22 protein-coding genes are annotated in these 20,150 nt (G+C 67.1%); 7 read left to right on the top strand and 15 right to left on the bottom strand.

All coding sequences use genetic code 11. The features are described 5' to 3' along the window. The first annotated feature begins 211 nt into the window (after positions 1-211). Complete coding sequence (locus tag IEY68_RS32090; protein ID WP_229719166.1) at positions 212-754, top strand: TetR/AcrR family transcriptional regulator; 543 nt, start codon at positions 212-214, stop codon at positions 752-754. Positions 755-760: 6 nt separating this feature from the next. On the opposite strand, the gene IEY68_RS32085 is transcribed toward IEY68_RS32090, so the two are convergent. The 7 genes from IEY68_RS32085 to IEY68_RS32060 form a co-directional block, all read right to left on the bottom strand. After that, positions 761-1,591 (bottom strand): TrmH family RNA methyltransferase, encoded by an 831-nt coding sequence (locus IEY68_RS32085; protein WP_058856773.1) that lies wholly within the window; start codon positions 1,589-1,591, stop codon positions 761-763. 169 nt (positions 1,592-1,760) lie between these two features. Next, positions 1,761-2,807 (bottom strand): protein kinase family protein, encoded by a 1,047-nt coding sequence (locus tag IEY68_RS32080; protein ID WP_058856760.1) that lies wholly within the window; start codon positions 2,805-2,807, stop codon positions 1,761-1,763. A 521-nt stretch (positions 2,808-3,328) separates the two neighbouring features. Continuing rightward, on the bottom strand, positions 3,329-3,526 hold the full coding sequence (locus IEY68_RS32075; protein WP_063000683.1) for a hypothetical protein: 198 nt from the start codon (positions 3,524-3,526) through the stop codon (positions 3,329-3,331). 130 nt (positions 3,527-3,656) lie between these two features. Next, positions 3,657-4,007, bottom strand: a complete 351-nt coding sequence (locus IEY68_RS36565; RefSeq protein ID WP_229719165.1) for a dihydrofolate reductase family protein — start codon at positions 4,005-4,007, stop codon at positions 3,657-3,659. After that, positions 3,952-4,281: a dihydrofolate reductase family protein gene (locus tag IEY68_RS36560; protein ID WP_229719164.1), complete on the bottom strand. Its 330-nt coding sequence runs from the start codon at positions 4,279-4,281 to the stop codon at positions 3,952-3,954. Before IEY68_RS36560 ends, IEY68_RS36565 begins: the two co-directional genes overlap by 56 nt. Continuing rightward, a complete protein-coding gene (locus IEY68_RS32065; RefSeq protein WP_058856758.1) occupies positions 4,278-4,751 on the bottom strand; it encodes an SRPBCC domain-containing protein in 474 nt (157 codons plus the stop codon). The genes IEY68_RS36560 and IEY68_RS32065 overlap by 4 nt, the downstream gene beginning before the upstream one ends. After that, complete coding sequence (locus tag IEY68_RS32060) at positions 4,741-5,085, bottom strand: ArsR/SmtB family transcription factor (RefSeq protein WP_058856757.1); 345 nt, start codon at positions 5,083-5,085, stop codon at positions 4,741-4,743. The genes IEY68_RS32065 and IEY68_RS32060 overlap by 11 nt, the downstream gene beginning before the upstream one ends. Before the next feature lie 224 nt (positions 5,086-5,309). Here IEY68_RS32060 and IEY68_RS32055 point away from each other — a divergent pair, with 224 nt between their 5' ends. Beyond that, complete coding sequence (locus IEY68_RS32055) at positions 5,310-5,762, top strand: MarR family winged helix-turn-helix transcriptional regulator (RefSeq protein WP_058856756.1); 453 nt, start codon at positions 5,310-5,312, stop codon at positions 5,760-5,762. Between the two features lie 151 nt (positions 5,763-5,913). Here IEY68_RS32055 and rplT read toward each other — a convergent pair whose 3' ends face one another. The 3 genes from rplT to infC all read right to left on the bottom strand — a co-directional run bounded on the left by rplT (position 5,914) and on the right by infC (position 7,390). Continuing rightward, on the bottom strand, positions 5,914-6,294 hold the full coding sequence (rplT, locus tag IEY68_RS32050; protein WP_058856755.1) for a 50S ribosomal protein L20: 381 nt from the start codon (positions 6,292-6,294) through the stop codon (positions 5,914-5,916). A 113-nt stretch (positions 6,295-6,407) separates the two neighbouring features. Next, complete coding sequence (gene rpmI, locus IEY68_RS32045; protein ID WP_058856754.1) at positions 6,408-6,602, bottom strand: 50S ribosomal protein L35; 195 nt, start codon at positions 6,600-6,602, stop codon at positions 6,408-6,410. Between the two features lie 143 nt (positions 6,603-6,745). Further along, positions 6,746-7,390 carry a translation initiation factor IF-3 gene (infC, locus tag IEY68_RS32040; RefSeq protein WP_058856772.1) on the bottom strand — a complete coding sequence of 215 codons (645 nt, stop codon included), beginning with the start codon at positions 7,388-7,390 and terminating at the stop codon, positions 6,746-6,748. A gap of 336 nt (positions 7,391-7,726) precedes the next feature. Between infC and IEY68_RS32035 the strand changes: the two genes are divergently transcribed. Next, positions 7,727-8,254, top strand: a complete 528-nt coding sequence (locus IEY68_RS32035; protein ID WP_058856753.1) for a DinB family protein — start codon at positions 7,727-7,729, stop codon at positions 8,252-8,254. 31 nt (positions 8,255-8,285) lie between these two features. Then, positions 8,286-8,627: a DUF1844 domain-containing protein gene (locus tag IEY68_RS32030; RefSeq protein ID WP_058856752.1), complete on the top strand. Its 342-nt coding sequence runs from the start codon at positions 8,286-8,288 to the stop codon at positions 8,625-8,627. 51 nt (positions 8,628-8,678) lie between these two features. Here the strand turns inward: IEY68_RS32030 and uvrA are convergent, their stop codons facing one another. Both uvrA and IEY68_RS32020 read right to left on the bottom strand, forming a co-directional pair. After that, on the bottom strand, positions 8,679-11,690 hold the full coding sequence (uvrA, locus tag IEY68_RS32025) for an excinuclease ABC subunit UvrA (RefSeq protein WP_058856751.1): 3,012 nt from the start codon (positions 11,688-11,690) through the stop codon (positions 8,679-8,681). A gap of 378 nt (positions 11,691-12,068) precedes the next feature. Next, complete coding sequence (locus IEY68_RS32020; RefSeq protein ID WP_058856750.1) at positions 12,069-13,211, bottom strand: beta-ketoacyl synthase N-terminal-like domain-containing protein; 1,143 nt, start codon at positions 13,209-13,211, stop codon at positions 12,069-12,071. Between the two features lie 188 nt (positions 13,212-13,399). On the opposite strand from IEY68_RS32020, the gene IEY68_RS32015 reads away from it, so the two are divergent. Then, complete coding sequence (locus IEY68_RS32015) at positions 13,400-14,731, top strand: diguanylate cyclase domain-containing protein (RefSeq protein WP_058856749.1); 1,332 nt, start codon at positions 13,400-13,402, stop codon at positions 14,729-14,731. A gap of 162 nt (positions 14,732-14,893) precedes the next feature. Further along, positions 14,894-17,188, top strand: coding sequence for a HelD family protein (locus IEY68_RS32010; RefSeq protein ID WP_058856771.1), 2,295 nt, complete (start codon positions 14,894-14,896; stop codon positions 17,186-17,188). A gap of 72 nt (positions 17,189-17,260) precedes the next feature. Here IEY68_RS32010 and IEY68_RS32005 read toward each other — a convergent pair whose 3' ends face one another. From IEY68_RS32005 to IEY68_RS31995, 3 genes are all read right to left on the bottom strand, one after another. After that, positions 17,261-17,713, bottom strand: a complete 453-nt coding sequence (locus tag IEY68_RS32005; protein WP_058856748.1) for a universal stress protein — start codon at positions 17,711-17,713, stop codon at positions 17,261-17,263. Positions 17,714-18,045: 332 nt separating this feature from the next. Then, complete coding sequence (locus IEY68_RS32000) at positions 18,046-18,459, bottom strand: DoxX family protein (protein ID WP_058856747.1); 414 nt, start codon at positions 18,457-18,459, stop codon at positions 18,046-18,048. A gap of 56 nt (positions 18,460-18,515) precedes the next feature. After that, positions 18,516-19,394 carry a DUF6597 domain-containing transcriptional factor gene (locus IEY68_RS31995; RefSeq protein WP_058856746.1) on the bottom strand — a complete coding sequence of 293 codons (879 nt, stop codon included), beginning with the start codon at positions 19,392-19,394 and terminating at the stop codon, positions 18,516-18,518. Positions 19,395-19,656: 262 nt separating this feature from the next. Between IEY68_RS31995 and IEY68_RS31990 the strand changes: the two genes are divergently transcribed. Further along, a complete protein-coding gene (locus tag IEY68_RS31990) occupies positions 19,657-20,127 on the top strand; it encodes a VOC family protein (protein ID WP_058856770.1) in 471 nt (156 codons plus the stop codon). The last annotated feature ends 23 nt before the right edge of the window (positions 20,128-20,150 follow it).

Here is a 20,150-nt window from a genome sequence, read left to right as displayed (position 1 = left end):
ACAGGCTCGGTCCGAGGAGCACCCCGCTGTCGTCTCCGTAATCAGCGACCACGTATCGCGCGCATATCTCAATCAGCAGCCAGGGCACCCCGGAGGGTCGGACGGCCACTCCTTGGGAGCCACAACAGGCAGAGAACCATAAGCCACATCCGGCCCTCCTGGGCCGCCTAACAACTTACGGAGGACCATGCCGGAAGCGAGCAGGACGAGGATGACCGCAGGCGAACGCGGGGCACAGGTATTGACCGCGGCGATCTCCGCATTCGCGGAAACCGGCTACGCGGCCACCCGCACCGATGAGATAGCCCGCCGATCCGGCGTTTCCCAGCCCTACGTCATCCGCCTCTTCGGCTCCAAGCAGCGACTGTTCCTGGCGGCGGTCGCGCAGGTCTGCGATCGCATCGAAACCGTGTTCACCGAGGCCGCCACCGCGGCCGGACCGGACGCACCGCTGGACGCCATGTCCCACTCTTACGACCGCTTCCTGGCCGAACGCGAACTCCTGCAGGTTCTACTGCACGCCTTCGCGGCCGCCGGCGATCCCGAGATCGGGCCGGTCGTACGCGAACGCTACGGCCGGATCTATCGCCTCATCCGCGAGCTGACCGGGGCCTCGGTCACCGATACCCGGCAGTTCCTGGCCTCCGGGATGCTGCTCACCGTGATGGCGGCACTACAGGTCGCCGGCCCGGCCCCGGTACCCGCCGACTGGGCGACCGAACTCCTCGACGACCTGGCCGACAACCGCGACTGACTCGGATCAGTTGCGGCCGAACCGGATACGCGAATTCGCGTAGAGACAGATCGCGGCGGCCGTGGCCAGATTCAGGCTCTCGGCTCGGCCGCGGATCGGAATCCGGACGCGGTGATGCGCCCGCCGGGCGATCTCCGGGTCCAGGCCGTGAGCCTCGTTCCCGAACAGCCAGGCGATCGGCCCCGCGAACAGTTCGTCGGCGTCATCGAGGTCGATTTCACCGTCGGCCGCGGTCGCCACGGTGGTGATCCCCGCGGATTCGATACGGTCCAGCACGGCGGCGGTATCACGCTCCCGGACGATCGGCACGTGGAACAGACTGCCCGCACAGGAGCGCACACATTTCCCGTTGTGCGGGTCCACACTGTCGCCCGCCAGCACCACCGCATCCGCACCGACCGCGTCGACCACCCGGATGAGTGTGCCCGCGTTACCGGGGTCGGCCATACCGACCGGCACGGCCAGCATGCGCGGGATATCCACCCCGCGGCCCCGCTCCGGCACGACATCGCCCAGCGGTACATCGACCAGATCGCAGACCGCCACCAGCCCGGGAGGCGTGACCGTCTCGCCCAGGGCCTGCGCGGCACGGTCGGATACGAGCGTGGTGCGCACGCCCTCGGCGTCGGCCCCGGCGATCAGCGCATGTTCCCGGGTGGCGCCTTCGGCGGAGTAGAAGAGCTCGCGAACCCGGCCGGCCTCGAGGGCGGCGCCGACGGAATTGGCGCCCTCGGCCAGGAATCGCCCGGCGCGCTTCCGCGCTGCACCACGATGGAGCTTGGCGGCGGCAACCACATGGGGATTGCGTACGTCTGCAGGTTGTTGTCGGCCGGGCACCAGGAGATCGTAGAGGGTGCCGTTATCCGGTCCCAGCGAAGCCACTGTCCTGAAGGGACCGCTGCGCGATCACCGATCTCCCTCGACCGATCGAGCCGGTGACCCGGTCGGCGCTGCTGCGCCGGAAACGGATACGCCCCGCGCTCCGGTAACCGGTCACGCTCGGCTTTCATCCCACGACCGGGGTTATTCCGACAATTCTCGGCGCGCGGAAGATATACGGAGTGCTGGGGACCATTCCGTCCGACCGCACGAATTCCAGCCTGGTGAGCGCACCCTGTACCGCGTCATCGCTGAGTCCGAGGTCGGTGAAGGCCGCGCGTATCCGTTCCGGGTCCACAGAGCTGACAGCGCGCATCACATCCTCGTGCAGGGGCATTCGCTCGGTATCGGGGCTACGGAGAAAATGCGAATAGTGGCTTGCTTGCAGATCCCCGTACAACGGGGCGGGCGATTCGGGCAGCGTCAGCTCATGGTCGAACGCGACGAGATCACCCTCCGAGGTCGTCCGGAAATTGGTGAAACCGCTATCGGAATTGCCGAGCACGAAGTCGAGAACGGCCATCTGATGTTGCTGCGACTCAGGATAGTCCGTGGGATTCATGGGTTCAGATGTATCCGGAACGAATCGCTGCAGCGAACCGGGCCCATGCGGCCCGTCGACGAGCGCCGTCGGCGGCACCAGGCGGAACCCGAGTAGCTCGTTGAGACGGAAAGCCGCCACTTCCCTTTTCGCGGCCTCACCGGGCACGGGCGGGATCCCCCAGCGCCGACCCAGCTTTTCTCCCGAGACCGGCTTGTAGATGTAGAGCTCATCGTCGCCGGCAGCCCGCATGAGGTGAACCTGATTGGTCGGAACGTCACCATCCGGAAGCCAATTCTGCACCTCCCCCACGAGACGGCGGTTCTGCACCAGCAGTTCGGCAGGACTGGGCTGATAGCCCGCTGACGGTGCGCGTTCGAGTGCGTCGCCGTCGGCGGCACGAATTCTCTCCACGCCCTCGGCCTGGGCCTCGACCTGCAGATCGCTACCTTCCCCTACGCTGGAACGAACGGCTCGATAGTGACGTTCGAGTACCTGGCTCGCGCCATCGAGCGTGGTGACCACTCGTTCGTTCGCCTCGCGGAAGAGCCACACGATATCGACCTTCACCCAATGCCGCCCGAGCGCGTCCCCTTCGTCCAGCGAGACGAGGCGTTCATAGTCCGCGGACATCAGTTCAGGTCATCGCTGATCGGTTCGGACGGTCTGCCGTGCGCGCCGTCGTCACGAACCGGCGCACGCCCCAGGACCCTGGCCGGCCGAAACATACCTGCCAGGGCCATCGGCACGATAAGGGACCGATTCGATCGATCTTCGCCACAGTCGGCTCCTCACTCCGGCAGCGCATTGTCAGCACGAATCAACCACCATGATCGGCGCATCACATCCGTAGTCGACACCCGGTGCACGACTTACGGTCCGGAGTCCGCCCCGTCCGGGTAGAGCCCGCTCGGTCGGCGAGACCGCGCAACCGTGCACGGCGCCGATCGGCGAAAGCCGGCGATTCGGCGATGATTCGGCAGTACGGCGAGGACCTGGTGACAATATCCTCGCCTCTATTCTAGAAGCATCGGGATCTCCCCGGTCCTCACCGCGTTGCAGTCCGGGCTTCGGCCATCTCCGGCCGCTCGCGGCCTGGGCGCACACCTGGGCCCCCGAATTCGAGATCGAGAGCCGACTTCCCGAAACATGATCTAGGAGAGACTTTCCAGGAACTCGCGCACGAAGCAGAGCGGGCAGATCGGATCGAACGGGGCCGTGGTCGTTTCGATCCGCTCGCCGGGAGTCGTCGGCACCACCGGTATCCCCGCCGCGGCGGCCGACGCCGGTTGCAGGCCGATCGCGAGGGAGACCGCCCCCGCGGCAACGATATTCAGCACCATTCGGCTCATAGCTGCCCTACCTGTGTGTCCTGGAATGAGTCGCTACCGTATCAACACGTTCGATCGCGCACACGCCCCGAATTCGGAGGTGGTTTCGCGTTCCCGGCCGCGACAGCCGCCCGCACATCCTCGATGTCGTTCAGAGGAACTGGGTCAGACCGTCGAATTCGGCAAGCGGCGCGGAACCCGTCACCTCGTATTCGAGCAGGAGCAGGCCACTGTCGGTGACCTCGTGGCGGGACAGCTGCAGCCCCGTCGCCGGGCCGGTCCCGGCGAGCAGCCGGCGGCCCGTCCGCAGCACGGTGGGCGCTACGGTGAGCCGGACGGTGTGGACGAGCCCGGCGGCGAGCAACGCGTCACCCAGGTAGGAGCTGCCGTGGATCTGCAGTTCGCGGCCCGGACGTCGCAGCAGCTCACCGACCGAGACGACCGGGTCACCCGGTAGCACCGTCGTCGGATTCCAGTCTCCTTCGGTCAATGTGCTGGACACGACATACTTCGGCAGCGTTCATCCGGTCCGCAAACGGGTCGGCGGGATCGGTGACGGCGGGCCAATCGCGGGCGAACGCCTCGTAGGTTCGACGGCCGAACAGCAGACCGTCGGCGGCGTCGAGCCATTCGGAGGTCCGCCGGATGAAGACCTCGTCCAGATACGGCACCAGCCAGCCACCGCGGTCGAAACCATCACTGGTGTCCTCGGTGGGTGAACCCGGCCCCTGGCTGACGCCATCGAGGGTGATGAATTCGGTGAGTACCAGTTTCATGCCCGGACCGCGCTCTCGACGAGTGCGGTGAGCTGGTCGGTGACCGTCCCCCACCCGTGTTCGAACCCGAGTTCTTCGTGCCGGGCCCGGGCGGCCGGATCACCGTGCCGGACCAGAACCTGATACTCGGTACCGTCCGGGTGATCGCTCAGGGTGATCTCCGCGGTCATCACGATCTCCGAGGTGGCCGGACGCCAGCCGCTGTCGAGCGCAGTGGTGAAGACCAGGCGTTCGCTCTCCTCGACCACGAGGAAACAGGCGTCCAGATGCGGGACGTATTCGCTGCCGTCCTCGCTCATCGAGGTCACGAAGGCACCGGCCGGGCGGACTTCCAGCCGGTCGACGCGGCACCGGGCAGGGGCGGGCAGCCACCAGCGGGCCAGACTGCCGGGGTCGGTCCAGGCGTTCCACACGCTCGCGCGCGGCGCGCGGATCACGCGGTGCAGGGAGAGGTCGAGGTCAGGATTCATCGGTGGGCTCCAGGGTGTCGAGGAGGAATTGTTCGAGTCGATCCGTGCGGTCTTCCCAGATACGCCGCTGTTCGGCCAGCCAGCCGTCGATCAACGCGAACCGTTCGCGATCGAGTTCGCAGCGGCGTACCCGTCCGGTCTTGACCGTCCGGATCAGCCCACTGTCCTCCAGTACGCGGATGTGCTTCATGAACGACGGCAAGGTGATGGGCAGGTCCCGGGCCAGTTCGCCGACGCTGGCAGGCCCGGCTCCGAGCCGCTGGACCACCGTCCGCCGGGAAGGGTCGGACAGCGCGGCGAACACGATGTCCAGCGACTCCGCATACTTTGCCATATGGCTAAGTATTAGTCCATACCGCTTCCGGGCGCAAGGTCCTGGCCGCATACCGCCCGGGCACAGCGAGCGGAACCCGCCGTCCGGCGAGCACCCGACCGGGCGATATCGAGGCGATTGCCGATGAGCCCGAGCGACGCGACCGCCACCGAGTGACCACCCAGGCCACGAACCACGGAATCAACTGTCGAGACAATCACTGTCTAGACAGCTAAAATCTGTGTATGGAGAACGCCACCGCCCTGCGCACCGCTTCGCTGCTGCACGACTGCGCGCGGAAACTGACGAGGTCGCTCGACCGGCAGCTCGCCCCCCTCGAGGTGACGGCCCAGCAGGCGGCCTTACTGATCAACCTCGCCAACGGCGCGACCAGCCCGAAGCGGCTCGCCGTGGCACTCGGCACCGATACCGCCGGAACGACCAGGCTCATCGACCGGCTCGAGGCGAAAAATCTGCTGCGCCGCCACCGCGGCACGACCGACCGTCGGGCGGTGGTCCTCGAACTCACCGATACCGGGCGGCGTCTGACTCCCTCGCTCGTACCCGCGTTCGGCGCAACCGCGGCGGATTTGTTCGGCACACTGGCCGACGCCGATATCCGGCAGATGGGAGACCTGCTCGCACGTGCCCTCACGAACGCGGAGCCGCCGCACACCGACGGGAGCGCGAACGGGTGATCGGGGCGAGCGGGGGCCGACTCGTCCGACGGCGATCACGTGTGGCCGCAGTAGCGGCGCCCCCGGCCCCGAACAGCCGGAAGGCCCTTTCCCGTCGGGAGAGGGCCTTCCATACATCGGGCCGGACGAGCGTCCGGATCCGGAATACGACTCAGGCAGCCGGGGCGTTGACATCCTCGGGCAGCGCGGCCTTCGCAACGGCGACCAGGCCGGCGAACGCCTGCGGGTCGGAGACGGCCAGCTCGGCGAGGTTCTTACGGTCCACCTCCACACCGGCGGCCTTCAGGCCCTGCACGAAGCGGTTGTAGGTGATGTCGTTGGCGCGGGCCGCGGCGTTGATCCGGGCGATCCACAGCTTACGGAAATCACCCTTGCGCGCCCGGCGGTCCCGGTAGGCGTAGGTGAGCGAGTGCAGCTGCTGTTCCTTGGCCTTGCGGTACAGGCGCGAGCGCTGCCCGCGGTAGCCCTTCGAGGCCTCGAGGATGGAACGGCGCTTCTTCTGAGCGTTGACGGCCCTCTTGACGCGTGCCACTGGTCAGTCCTAATCGATCTTGGGGGTGCCCGGTCGAGCGCACCCGAGTGGGTCGGTTCTTCGGCGTCCGGTCGCAGTTGCGGTACCGGACGGTATCGGTCCCGGTGAGGGGATCAGATACCCAGCAGCTTCTTCACACGGCGGACATCGGACGGGGCGACCGACTCCGTGCCGTCCAGACGACGAGTCCGGCGGGTGGGCTTGTGCTCGAGCAGGTGCCGGCGGTTGGCCTGCTGACGGCGCAGCTTGCCCTTACCGGTCACCTTGAAACGCTTCGAAGCGCCGCTGTGGCTCTTCATCTTCGGCATGGCAACCTCAATCTGTGTCGTGCCCGCGCAGGGGCGGACCAGGTGTACTGATCAGCGTTATTGCGGGCTCTACGCAATATCGCTGCGGCGTTCGCCGCGATATATGCGACGGAGCGCCGCAGTGTTCACGGCAGAAGCCGCTGTTATTGCGCGACCGGCCGACCGGCATTCGGCGCCGCGCCGCTGGGCTGCGAACGGACCGAATCCTCCGCAGCCTTGGCTCGCGTCTTCGCGCCCTTGTGCGGGGCGAGGACCATCGTCATGTTGCGGCCGTCCTGCTTGGCCGAGGTCTCGACGAAACCCAATTCCGCCACGTCGGAGGCCAGCCGTTGCAACAGCCGGAAACCGAGTTCGGGCCGGGACTGCTCGCGCCCCCGGAACATGATGGTGACCTTGACCTTCGACCCCGCTTCCAGGAAGCGCACCACATTGCGCTTCTTGGTCTCGTAGTCGTGATCGTCGATCTTGGGCCGCAGCTTCTGTTCCTTGATCACGGTCTGGACCTGGTTCTTCCGGGACTCGCGCGCTTTCTGCGCGGTCTCGTACTTGAACTTGCCGTAATCCATGATCTTGCAGACCGGCGGACGTGCGTCCGGCGCGACCTCTACGAGGTCGAGATCTGCTTCCAGGGCGACGCGTAGTGCATCTTCAACACGCACGATCCCAACCTGTTCACCGCCGGGTCCGATGAGCCGGACCTCGGGAACACGGATGCGATCGTTGATGCGGGTCTCAGTGCTGATGGGGCCTCCTAGGTCTAGCGGTGTCGTTCGACGACCGCTCGAAATGAACCCCTTGTTCAACACGAAAGCCCCGTTGCGGTATTTCTCCGCCACGAGGCCCGATGTCGACCGGTCCGTGCAGGCCGTAGCTCTGCACCCCGACCTCGCCGAAGCGAGATCGTGAAAACCCACCCACATGGGGCGGGCGACCGGACCGTTTCACCAGGCGATCATCGCCGGCAACGGTGGGAGTCGGGCTCCACTTGTTTGCCCCGGACAGGACCGGGGCGGTCGTCGCCGAAAAGTTTAACAGCTCCGGTTCGGATCTGGCGAATCGCGCTCCCGGCGCCCGGCCGTAAAACCGGTTGCCCGAGCGCGGGCACCCTGCCAGGCTCGACGCCCGTGAACAGCCGACGTGACCTGCTGCACTGGCAATTCGACCTCGTGTGGTCGCTGGCCCAGCTGCATTTCGAGGCCCTGACCGACGACGATACGCACTGGGCGCCCGCCGCGGCGACCTGGACAGTACACCGCGGTTCCGACGGGGCGTGGCGCCCCGATTTCGCGGAGATCGAGCCCGATCCGATCCCGGTCCCGACCGTCGGATGGCTCACCTGGCATATCGGCTGGTGGTGGAGTTCGGCCATCGCGCATGCCGCGGGCGCAGCGGTGCCCGAACGCACCGAGGTGTACTGGCCGGGTGATACCGCCGCGGCACTGTCCTGGCTGACCACGCTGCGCGAGCAATGGCTCGCGGTCCTCGACCGCGCAGGAGACGCGGAACTGGATGCCGCGACGTCCTACCCCTGGCCCGCGGAAGCCGGGCTGACCGTGGCGCACCTGGCCGCGTGGGTCAACGCCGAGCTGATGAAGAACGCGACCGAGATCGGCCAGTTGCGAATGCTGCGCGCCGCCGGACCGGCTCGCTGAGCCTGCCCGCCGGTTCTCTAGCCTGGGACGCATGACCGAACAGCCCGAAGGCGATGTGCGCGAACTGGCCGATATCCCCGCCGTGGAGGTGATCAGCCGTGCCGCCGTCATGCTGATGAGCTCGGCGGCGGAAAAGCTCGGGCTCGCCGATGACGATCCGGACACCAGCCCCCGTCGCGATATGGACGAAGCGCGGCGGGTCATCACCGCCCTGGCCGGGCTGATCACCTCGTCCGTGGAATATCTGGGCCCGCACGCCGGACCACTGCGGGAGGGGCTGCAATCGCTACAGAAGGCGTTCCGGGAAAGCTCCGCGGTTCCCGACGCGCCCGGCGCCGGGCCCGGCGAGAAATACACCGGCCCGGTCCACTGACCTTGCCGTGGAGCCGCCCGGCCGAGCCGGGCGGCGGACCACAACGATGGATCAACGCAGGGCGGCGGCCTTGCGGGCCAGACGTTTCGCTTTCTGCGGATCCGGCGCTTTCGCGGCCGCAGCCTCCGTCTCTGCCTTCTTCTTCGCCGGTGCCGCGGCCTTTCGCGATTTCGCGGCTGTTTTCCGCGCCGGACTCGCGGGCGCCGCGGGCTCGGCCAAGACTTCTTTCAGGAACTGGCCGGTGTAGCTGTCCGGGTGCGCCGCGATGTCCTCGGGTGTCCCGTCGCCGACCACCGTGCCACCACCGGAACCACCCTCCGGGCCCATATCGATGACCCAGTCCGCGGTTTTGACCACATCCAGGTTGTGCTCGATGACGATCACCGTATTGCCCTTGTCCACCAGGCCGTTGATCACCGCGAGCAGTTTGCGGATGTCCTCGAAGTGCAGGCCGGTGGTGGGTTCGTCGAGAATGTAGACCGTTCGCCCGTTGGAGCGTTTCTGCAGTTCGGCGGCGAGTTTCACCCGCTGCGCCTCACCACCGGACAGGGTCGTCGCGCTCTGTCCCAGCCGCACATAGCCGAGCCCCACATCGACCAGGGTCGACAGGTACCGGTGGATGGAGGTCACCGGTTCGAAGAATTCGGCGGCCTCCTCGATGGGCATATCGAGGACTTCGGCGATGGTTCTGCCCTTGTAGTGCACCTCGAGGGTTTCCCGGTTGTAGCGGTCGCCGTGGCAGACCTCACACGGGACATAAACGTCCGGCAGGAAGTTCATCTCGATCTTGAGCGTGCCGTCACCGGAGCACGCCTCGCAGCGGCCGCCCTTCACGTTGAAGGAGAACCGGCCCGGCTGGTATCCGCGCACCTTGGCCTCGGTGGTGGAGGCGAACAGGCTGCGGATCTTGTCGAACACTCCGGTGTAGGTGGCCGGGTTGGACCGCGGCGTACGCCCGATCGGCGACTGGTCCACCCGCACGAGCTTGTCCAGCTGGTCGAGTCCGTTGACTCGGGTATGCCGGCCGGGGACCTGCCGGGCACCGTTGAGCTTGTTGGCCATAACGGTGGCCAGGATGTCGTTGACCAGGGTGGATTTACCGGAACCGGAAACACCCGTCACTGCGGTGAGCACGCCCAGCGGAAACGCCACATCGATGCCCCGGAGATTGTTCTCCGTCGCGCCCACCACGGTGACCCGCCGCTTCTTGTTCACCGGACGCCGCATCATCGGGACCTCGATACGTTCCCGGCCGGACAGATAGGCGCCGGTCAGCGAGTGCTCATCGGTGAGCAGGTCCGCGTAGGTCCCGCTGTGCACCACCCGGCCGCCGTGCTCACCGGCGAGCGGGCCGATATCGACCACCCAGTCCGAGGCCCGGATGGTGTCCTCGTCGTGCTCGACCACGATCAGGGTGTTGCCCAGGTTCTTCAACCGGGTGAGCGTTTCGATGAGCCGCCGGTTGTCCCGCTGGTGCAGACCGATGGACGGTTCGTCCAGGACGTAGAGCACCCCCACCAGACCCGAACCGATCTGGGTGGCCAACCGGATCCGCTGTGCCTCACCGCCGGACAATGTGGCCGCGGCCCGGGACAGCGTCAGATAGTCGAGACCGACATCGAGCAGGAATCCGAGCCGGGCCTGTACCTCTTTGAGTACCTGACCGGCGATGGCCGCCTGCCGTTCGCCCAGGGTCAGCGCGTTCAGGAACTGCGAGCAGTCACGGATGGACAGTTCGCTGACCTCGGCGATCGATTTCCGCTCCGAATCCGCGGTGAGGGTGACCGCGAGAATCTCCGGCCGCAACCGCGCGCCACTGCACACCGGGCACGGCACATCGCGCATATAGCCCTCGTAGTGCTCCTTCATCTGCTCGGACTCGGTGGAGTCCAGCCGCCGCTGCAGGAACGGCATGACACCTTCGAAATCGGCGTAGTAGGAACGCTTCCGGCCGTAACGGTTGGTGTACACGATGTGCACCTGATCCGAGCTGCCCTCGAGCACCGCTTTACGCGCCCGCGGCGGCAGTTCGCGCCAGGGCGTGTCCAGGTCGAAACCCTGCGCCGCGGCCAGCCCGGACAGCAACCGCACGAAGTACTCGGCGCTCTGCCCGCGCGACCACGGCGCGATCGCTCCGTCGGCCAGGCTCAGCTCGGGATCGGGAATCACCAGTTCCGGGTCCACCTCTTTACGGATACCCAGACCCGTGCAATCGGGGCAGGCGCCGTAGGGCGAGTTGAAGGAGAACGAGCGCGGCTCGAGGTCCTCGATATCGAGTGGATGGCCGTTGGGGCAGGCCAGCTTCTCGGAGAAACGGCGCTCCCGGTCGTGCGCGTGCTCGTCGCGGTCCACGAAATCGAGCACCACGATGCCGTCGGCCAGGCGCAGCGCGGTTTCGATGGAATCGGTGAGCCGCTGTTTGGCGGTCGGTTTCACGGCGAGGCGGTCCACCACCACCTCGACATCGTGCTTCTCCTGTTTCTTCAGTTTCGGCGGATCGGTGAGCGGATACACCACCCCGTCCACTCGGACCCGGGCATAGCCCTGGGCGTGCAACTGGTCGAAGAGGTCGACGAATTCACCCTTGCGGGTACGCACCACCGGCGCCAGCACCTGGAACCGGACCCCCGGCTCCATGGCGAGGACCTGGTCGACGATCTGCTGCGGGGTCTGCTTGGCGATCAGCTCCGAGCACACCGGGCAGTGCGGAACACCGGCGCGGGCGTACAGCAGGCGCAGATAGTCGTGCACCTCGGTGATGGTGCCGACCGTGGACCGCGGGTTGCGGTTGGTCGATTTCTGGTCGATCGAGACGGCCGGGGACAGCCCCTCGATGAAATCCACATCCGGTTTGTCCATCTGGCCGAGGAACTGCCGGGCGTACGCGGACAGCGATTCCACGTAGCGGCGCTGCCCCTCCGCGAAGATCGTGTCGAACGCCAGACTGGACTTACCCGACCCGGACAAACCGGTGAAGACGATGAGACTGTCGCGGGGCAGATCGAGATCGACCCCCTTGAGATTGTGCTCTCGAGCTCCGCGCACAGTCAGGCGTTCCGCCACCAGGTCGGTCCCTTCTCGTCATCGTTCGTCATCGATAGTGCCGCCGCGGCCGTCGCACCGGGTGAGTTCACACCGTGTCCGCGACAGCGCGGTGAACGGCCCGACCCGCCCGGCCGGTATCCGCGGTCCGGACCACAGAGCGGGCCCGCGGTGATGGTAGGACCGGCCACCGACAAGTTTCGCCGGACAGCCGGTCCGGGCGGTTTACGGGGCGTGACCCGACTGCCGCGTCTCCCCTTACACGGGGGCGCCCCGGCAAGATCTCGCAGCGAGCTCCGGCAACCGGCGGCACAGGCCGGCCGGACGGGCTCACCGCTCCAGAGTAGGCCAACCGGAGGTGTCCAGGGGGCGTGGCACCGGCCACTCCCCTCCACAAGCTCAGGCAGCCGGGCCCAGGATCACCATCGAGTTGTTACCGCCCATCCCCAGCGACAACTTGGCGGTCAGCCCCGGTCCGGCCGGGGACGGACCGTTCAGCAGCCGGGGATGCGCCGGCGCGACCGCGGGCGGCGCGGCGATGACCCCGCGCTCATAGCCCAGTGCCGCGGCCGCGAGTTCCACCGCGCCCGACGCGGACTGGCAGTGCCCGGCCAGCGGTTTCATCGAATACACCGCGGGCCGATCGGCGAAGACCCGCGTGAGCAGGTCCCGTTCGGCCCGGTCGCACTGGGCCGTGCCCGTCCCGTGCGCGTTGAAGAAGTCGATCTCCGCCGCGCCGACCCCGGCATCGGCCAAGGCGCGCCGCGCGCAGTCGATGATCCGCTCATGGCTCGGTTCCACGGACACCACGTGATGGGCCTCGCTGTTCATCGCACCGCCGAGGACGGTGGCATAGGGCCGGCCGGATCCCCGGCTGAGTACGAACCCCACCGCGGCCTCTCCCACACTGAACCCCCGGCTGCCCTCCTGGAACGGCCGGCATCCCTGCAGCGATTCGACATCCACGACCGCGGCGCCGAGTTTCGCGAACTGCCGCACCAGCTCCGGCGTGGCCGACAGGTCCGATGCCACACACACCACGTCATCCACCAAATCGGCGGCGAACCACAGCTTCGCCTGCAATATCGCGACATTCGCCGAGCTGCACGCCGCCGACACCCCGATCACCGGCCCGGTGAAACCGAAGGCCTGGGTCACCACCGAGGCCGGCGTGGACGGCAGCAGCCGCAGGAAGTCCCGGCCCCGGAACTCCGCTCCACCAGGGCCGGAGAAATCTCGCCAATGCCGGACATCACCCAGTACCGCCGCGTGCACCAGACCCACCCGCGACCCGGGTTCCCAGCCGCGGGCCCGGGCATCGGCGAACGCCTCGCCGACCGCCGCGAGCACCGCCTGCCCATAGCGCGTGCCGTGCGCGGGATCGCCACCCTCGGGAACCAGCGCCGCCCAGCCGCCGGTCGCGGGATCCAGTCCGTATCCGGGTTCGAACCGGGCCGCGGATTTCCCGCTCATCACCCCCTCCCAGAATGTTTCCCGCCCCCATCCGTACCCGGTGACCGCCCCGATCCCGGTAATGGTCATAAGATCGATGCTGAGTCCGGTCCCCGCCATGACAATCTCCCTCGCCGGTTCCCGGCCCTCGGTACCGCCGGGAGCACGTAGTGGCGTGTGAATCGAGATATCACGTCCACTATGTCGGATTTTATGCGTGTGGATACCGGAGTAGAGCCGTGTTTGAATGTCCGGATCCGCCGACGATGGGGGCTGGTATGGGAGAGCGCAGGGCAACCGCCGCCGAGCAACTCGCGCATCGGTACCGCTCCCTGGTCGAACACTCCCCCGACGGCATCTGTGTCCACGAACGCGGCATCGTCGTCTACGCCAATCCCGCGGCCCTGCGAATCATGGGCGCCAAGAATCTGGCCGAGGTCCTGGGCCAGCACATCGCCCGTTTCGTCCACCCGGATTTCCGTCAGCCCATGTACGAACGTATATCCGGCCTGACCGCGACCGGTAACGCCTCCGAACCCACCGAGATGGTGCTGCTGTCGCTGGACGGCCGCGAGGTTCCGGTGGAGACGGTCTCGGTGCTCACCGCCTGGCACGACCGCCTCGCCTACCAGGTGGTGATCCACGATCTCACCGCCCAGAAAGCGGCCGAACGCGCCCAGCGCCGCGCCGAACAGCACTTCACCACCGTGGTCTCCCAGCTCGAGGAAGGGGTCGCCGTCTTCTATCGGGACGGCACCATCGCCTCGGCCAACCCCGCTGCCCGCCGGATCTTCGGTATAGACGACCGGACCCCGCTGGTGGGCTCCAACATCACCGAGTTACCCCTGGAACTGCTGGACGCCAACGGACGGTCGATGCCCCGGGAACGGCATCCGGTGGCCCGGACGCTGTCCACCGGTGAGACGGTCACCGCGTATGTTTTCGCGATCGTGCGACCGGACGGGCAGCGGCGCTGGCTGGCCGTATCGAGCCGGTTGCTCAATCCCGACGAACAGGGCACCGCGGCGGTGTGTTCGTTCACCGATATCACCGAATATCTGGCCAGCCGCCGCCAGCTCGAGTACCAGGCCACCCACGATCCGCTCACCGGCCTGGCGAACCGGTCGCTGATCCTTTCCCAGCTGTCGGGGGCGCTGGCGGCCAGCGGGACGCGAGATGTCTCCACGGTGATGTTCATCGATCTCGACGGCTTCAAATCGATCAACGACACGATGGGCCACGCCATCGGCGACACTGTGCTGCGGATCGTGGCCCATCGCCTGCAACGCGCACTGCGCGGCGACGATCTGGTGGGCCGGCTCGGCGGTGACGAATTCCTGGTGCTGCTGGCCGGGCGGCCCGGCGACGAGGAGCTCGAACCGCTGGTCCAGCGGTTGCGCGCGGCCATGGCCGAGCCGATCGTCGCCCGCGGGCACCGGATCGCGGTGAACGCGTCCATCGGGGTGACCACGCTGGAGCCCGACGACACCCGGACCCCGGAAGCGGTGCTGCACGACGCGGATGTGGCCATGTACGAGGCGAAATCACCGACTCGGCGCGATGGTGGGCGGGGTCGCGCGATCCGCGGCGACAACTCGCACGTCTCCTGATCTCACCGCTGCGACCTGCGGAGACAACATCCGGTACGAACCCGCAGTAGAATCGACAACCCTGTGCACGCCATCCCGCCGTGCCCCGCCGAGCCCGTCCCGCCGTGGGTGAGAAGGAGTCAGAACTTGCCCGACAACCGCACCGAGGAACGCCCCACCGAGATGGCACCCGACGCGGCGCCTCCGGACCCGGCGACGCGGGACCTCGATCACGAACAGGTGTATCTGTCGGTGCTCTACGAGCGGCTCGACGGTATGCGTGCCTACGCCGACAACCGGCTGCGCACCGTGCTGCTGGAAAGCGGGGGGACCCCGCAGGCGCGCACCGAACGCGAATCGTTCACCCAGCTGTACACCGAGGATCTCGCCAAATACGATGCCGCCGAACACGGCCTGTGTTTCGGCCGCATCGATCTGGCGGCCGATCACAGTGATCCGGAACAGCGTTATATCGGCCGGCTGGGCATCCTCGACGAGGACAACGACTACGAACCGCTGCTGCTGGACTGGCGTGCACCGCTGGCCCGGCCGTTCTATCTGGCCACCACCGCCACACCGGACGGGGTGCTGCGGCGGCGCCATATCCGCTCCCGTAACCGCCGGGTGACCGCGGTCAACGACGAATACCTCGATCTGGAGGCAGCGCGGCAGGACGGCGTCACCGCCTCGGAGGGCGGGGTCGGCAGCGAGAGCGCGCTGCTCGCGGCGTTGAACGCCGCGCGCACGGGCCAGATGGCCGACATCGTGGAGACGATCCAGAGCGAACAGGACGCGATCATCCGCGCCGAGCACAAGAGTGTGCTCGTGGTCCAAGGCGGTCCCGGCACCGGTAAGACGGCGGTGGCCCTGCACCGTGCGGCCTATCTGCTCTACACCTACCGCCAGCAGCTGGCCAAGAGCGGTGTGCTGATCATCGGCCCCAACGCCACCTTCCTGGACTACATCGGGCAGGTGCTGCCGTCACTGGGTGAGACCGGGGTGTTGCTGTCCACCATCGGCGATCTGTATCCCGGGGTGAAGGCCACACTGACGGATTCGTTGCGTGCCGGGGAGCTGAAGGGTTCGACGAGCGTGCTCGAGATCCTGAAGAACGCGGTGCGCGACCGCCAGCAGGTGCCGGGTGAGCCGATCACCCTGACTTTCGACGGCTACCCGGTGACCCTGGACCGCAAGATCGTCACCCGGGCCCGGGGCCGGGCCCGATCGTCGCGCCGCCCGCACAACCTGGCACGTCCCGTCTTCGCGTCGATGGTGATCGAAGCACTCACCGACCAGCTGGCGCAGACCATGGGCGCCGATCCGGCCGGTAACGGCCGCAGCCTGCTCAGCTCCGCCGATCTGTCCGAGATCAGTGACGAATTACGCGCCGATCCGAAGGTGCAGCGTGTGCTGGCCGAGTTGTGGCCGATGCTCACCCCGCAACAGGTGCTGGGTGAGCTGTTCGCCGATCCCGATCGCCTCGATCGCGCCGCCGGCAAACTGCTCGACCCGGCCGACCGGGCCGAACTGCTGCGCACCGGCGCCGGCGAGTTCAGCGCCGCCGATGCCCCGCTGCTGGACGAACTCGCCGAACTGCTGGGTACCGACGACGCCGAGGAGCGTGAACGCTCCCGCCGGCGCTGGCGCGCCCAGCTCGCCGAGGCCCAGGACGCCTTGGACATCCTCACCGGATCGGCCCCGCAGGACCTCGAGGACGAACTCGATCCGGAGATCCTGATGGCCTACGACCTCATCGACGCGAGCCAGCTCGCCGAACGCCAGCAGGTGCGCAACCGGCAGACCACAGCCGAACGCGCCGCGGGCGATCGCACCTGGACCTATGGGCACGTGATCGTGGACGAGGCACAGGAGCTGTCGGAAATGGCCTGGCGGATGGTGATGCGCCGGATCCCGAACCGGTGGATCACCGTGGTCGGCGATATCGCGCAGACCGGCGATCCGGCGGGCGCGAGTTCCTGGTCGGACATGTTGGAACCCTATGTGGCGAAACGGTGGAAACGCACCGAGCTGACGGTGAACTACCGGACCCCGTCGGAGATCATGACGGTGGCCGCGGATGTGCTGGCCGCCATCGATCCCACCGCCGAGGTACCCCGTTCGGTCCGCGATTCGGGGAGGCGACCGCGGGCGCACCGGGTGGCCGCGCCGGAGGTGGTGGCGACGCTGGCCGCCCTGCTCGCCGAGGAGCAGGGCCCGGGTACCGCCGCTGTCCTGACACCCTCCGAACTCGTCGCCGAATTCTCCGGTCTGGCAAGCGAATCCGTACGGGTACTGACGGTGACCGAGGCCAAGGGCCTGGAATTCGACGCGGTGTACCTGGTGGAGCCGGGTGCGGTGATCGCCGAATCTCCGCGCGGGCGCAACGATCTGTACGTCGCGATCACCCGCGCCACCCAGCGGCTCACGGTGGTACACAGCGGAGATCTTCCGCCGGAGCTGCGCAGCCTGGCCGGCTGAGCAACCCGCGGAAAAGCGTCCGCCCCACCCGGAAGCCGTGCTCCGGGCGGGGCGGTATTCGCGATCGCGGTATCAGCGCACGGTGTGCACGATCAGCACATCGGATTTCGATTTGCGCGCCACATCGGAGGGCACCGAACCCAGCAGCCGACCGGCCAGCGTGTTCAGGCCCCGGTTACCGACCACGAGCAGATCCGCCTGGGTTTCCCGGACCAGATCCAGCAGAGATTCGACCGGTTCGCCGACGATGGCCTTCTCGACGATCTCCGTGGCCCCGGCGGCGGTCGCCTTGTCCCGGGCGGTGCGCAGGATCTCGTTGGTGGGGGCCGAACCACGAACCTGGTACGCCTCGTCCTTGAGCATATCGCTCGCGGCGGCGACGTCGCGGTCGTCGGTCGGGTAGTAGGCGCAGGCCACGATGAGCGTCGAGCCCGCGGCTCCGGCCAGTGAAGCGGCCTTTTCCACGGCGACGTACGACGAGTCCGAGCCGTCGGTACCGACGACAATGGTCCGGTAGGCGGTCATTCTCTCCTCCAACTGTGCGGGGTATAAACGCGGCCGCGCCGGAAGCTCGACAGAAAGTCGGGCAGCGGCGCAGCGACTGCGTAGACCATAGCCGGAAACCTCGGCCCGAATATCCGGATTCGTTGTACATCACATATGTAGCCGACAGCGGTGGTGTTTCACATTTCACCCCGGCCGAACCGCGGGTGCGTCGCCTACCTGCTGGTTCCCTCCCCGTCCCGGGCAAACCTGTGAACGGTCACAAGAAATCGAACAGCGTTGGCGCCGTGGGATTTTCCTCACAGTACCGGCGCCCACCGGGAAGCGATGGACACCGGCACCATTTCACCGGATCAGAGCGAGAACAGCGGACCCGTTATCGTGAGACCCAATTCATCGGTGTGCGCGAAAAACGCGAACAGCATGACGCAGGCACCCGCGAGCGCGAGGTCTTTGTTGAACTGAACCGTCTCCGCCTGGGTGGCCTCGGCGGCGGTCTCCTTCCAGAAACTGTGCATCATGATCATGGTCGGGACGAGCATGATCAACAGCAGCAGGGCACCCAGATCGGCCCAGATCCCGAACAGAATGCTGATGCTCCCCAGCAGCATGAGCAGCCCGGACCCCTGCACGGCCAGTGCGGGCATCGGTACGCCCTTGGCTTGCGCGTAACCCGCCATGGCCTTGGTCTGGGTGAAATGGCCCAGGGCCGAACTCAGAAACAGAACGACGAACATCATCCGGCCGATCAACACCACGACATCCATGTACAGCTCCTCATCTGTAGCCGACGGGTACCGCTTCGGTGAGATGCCATCTCCGATTATGAGGTCGGCAACACCTTGGAGGTCACCTCATCGCGCGAGCGTAACGAATTCTTGGCATATTCCAGCGGCGCCATTCCGACCTCGGCGGTGAACTCCCGGGTGAAATGCGCCTGATCGAAATATCCGAGTTCGGCGGCCAGCGCGGCCAGATCCGCGATACGACCGCGGGCCAGTAGATCGGCACCGTCCTGTAATCGATATCGGCGCAGGACCCATTTCGGGCCCGCACCGATATAGCGGCGGAAAAGTCGCTGGAGTGTCCGCACCGGCACCCCGAACCGCTGGGTCACCTGATCGACCCGCGTCAGTTCGGGATCACCTGCCATCGCGGCGGCGATGGTCAGCACGAGGCGGTAGTTCGGATCGTCCCGGCGCGCACGGGTACCCAGATGTTCTTCGACGAGACGCCGCCGATCCGGATCGGCGGGTTCGGCGAGAACCCGGGCGACGAGATCACCGATATCCGGCAGCACTTCGTCCAGCGGCACCGCGCGATCCCGCAGGGCGCCCACATCGAGCCCGGTGAAGGCACCGAACCCGCCGGGCCGGAACCGGACACCGAATGTCTCCCCCCGGCCGGTGAGCTCACGGACGAACTTCCGGGTGCAGACGCCGTTGACGAAACCACCGCATCGGTCACGCTGGCGTTCGAAGGTGATGTGCACGCACGGATACGGAAGCACCTCGGCCGTGTAGGGGGCCCGGCCGCGCATATCCCAGCGCACCGACCAGTACCACTCCACATAGTCCGAGACGGCACTGCCCGCGGGCAGGCGGTTCAGGGTGCGGTACCGCTCCTGCTCATGCGGATGCAGAATCGCCTTGCGGTCACCGTCCGCGGGTACCTCAGGGGCCGGAAACGCCGCGTCAGCCATGACCGCGGCCGCTGTCGGAAGGAACCTTCCGCCCGGTGACGCGCGCGAATATCGCCGCACGGCGTCGCTGGGCACCGGAGACCCGGCCGCCGTCCCGCCCCGCGCGCGAATCCCCGGGCGAGCGGCGATCGACAGTACCGTACGACTGCTCGTACCCCGTCCGCTTGCGGATCCGGTGCCCGCCGAGACTTTCTCGGCACAGCGTCGTGAGCTGTCGCCTTCTTACAAGAATCCGCTGCCACGGCCCGGCAGAGTCGTACCCATGAGCGAAACAGTCGATCCCATCCCCGCGGGCTACCACTCCATCACCGTGTTCATCGCGGTATCCGACGGCAACGCCGCCATCGATTTCTATACGACGGTGTTCGGCGCCGAGGTGATCTCGCGCAACGATATGCCCGACGGACAGCCGGCCCATGCCGAACTGAAGATCGGTGATTCCACCATCCAGCTGGGCTTGCCGGTGCCGGACCAGAATGTGCTGGCCCCCACCGGTGACTGGGTGCACACCTCCCTCGTCCACTACTGCCCCGATGTCGATGCCGTGATCGCCCGCGCCCGCGCACACGGTGCCCTGGTCGCCGAGGACCCGGCCACCTTCGTCACCGGGGATCGCTACGGCGCTCTGAAGGATCCCTTCGGCCATCGCTGGGTCGTCATGACCCGGGTCGAGGACGTCTCCCGGGAGGAAGCCGAACGCCGCGTGAACGAATGGATGGCCACCCAGGCCTGATCCGGGACGGCGCGGGATGAACC

Origin of the sequence: Nocardia jinanensis (genome assembly GCF_014645735.1) — a bacterium.
Taxonomy (GTDB): domain Bacteria; phylum Actinomycetota; class Actinomycetes; order Mycobacteriales; family Mycobacteriaceae; genus Nocardia; species Nocardia jinanensis.
Note: the sequence above shows the minus strand (reverse complement) of the source record. Positions and strands in the feature narration are given on the sequence as shown.

Coding starts and splice junctions, on each gene's coding strand:
- IEY68_RS32075 (WP_063000683.1), bottom strand. CDS start 3,526: ATGAGCCGAATGGTGCTGAATATCGTTGCCGCGGGGGCGGTCTCCCTC.
- rpmI (WP_058856754.1), bottom strand. CDS start 6,602: ATGCCGAAGATGAAGAGCCACAGCGGCGCTTCGAAGCGTTTCAAGGTG.
- IEY68_RS32030 (WP_058856752.1), top strand. CDS start 8,286: ATGACCGAACAGCCCGAAGGCGATGTGCGCGAACTGGCCGATATCCCC.
- IEY68_RS31995 (WP_058856746.1), bottom strand. CDS start 19,394: ATGGCTGACGCGGCGTTTCCGGCCCCTGAGGTACCCGCGGACGGTGAC.
- IEY68_RS32080 (WP_058856760.1), bottom strand. CDS start 2,807: ATGTCCGCGGACTATGAACGCCTCGTCTCGCTGGACGAAGGGGACGCG.
- IEY68_RS32060 (WP_058856757.1), bottom strand. CDS start 5,085: ATGGCAAAGTATGCGGAGTCGCTGGACATCGTGTTCGCCGCGCTGTCC.
- IEY68_RS32015 (WP_058856749.1), top strand. CDS start 13,400: ATGGGAGAGCGCAGGGCAACCGCCGCCGAGCAACTCGCGCATCGGTAC.
- IEY68_RS32055 (WP_058856756.1), top strand. CDS start 5,310: ATGGAGAACGCCACCGCCCTGCGCACCGCTTCGCTGCTGCACGACTGC.
- IEY68_RS36560 (WP_229719164.1), bottom strand. CDS start 4,281: ATGAAACTGGTACTCACCGAATTCATCACCCTCGATGGCGTCAGCCAG.
- IEY68_RS32090 (WP_229719166.1), top strand. CDS start 212: ATGACCGCAGGCGAACGCGGGGCACAGGTATTGACCGCGGCGATCTCC.
- IEY68_RS32005 (WP_058856748.1), bottom strand. CDS start 17,713: ATGACCGCCTACCGGACCATTGTCGTCGGTACCGACGGCTCGGACTCG.
- IEY68_RS32020 (WP_058856750.1), bottom strand. CDS start 13,211: ATGACCATTACCGGGATCGGGGCGGTCACCGGGTACGGATGGGGGCGG.
- IEY68_RS31990 (WP_058856770.1), top strand. CDS start 19,657: ATGAGCGAAACAGTCGATCCCATCCCCGCGGGCTACCACTCCATCACC.
- IEY68_RS32065 (WP_058856758.1), bottom strand. CDS start 4,751: ATGAATCCTGACCTCGACCTCTCCCTGCACCGCGTGATCCGCGCGCCG.
- IEY68_RS32010 (WP_058856771.1), top strand. CDS start 14,894: ATGGCACCCGACGCGGCGCCTCCGGACCCGGCGACGCGGGACCTCGAT.
- IEY68_RS32000 (WP_058856747.1), bottom strand. CDS start 18,459: ATGGATGTCGTGGTGTTGATCGGCCGGATGATGTTCGTCGTTCTGTTT.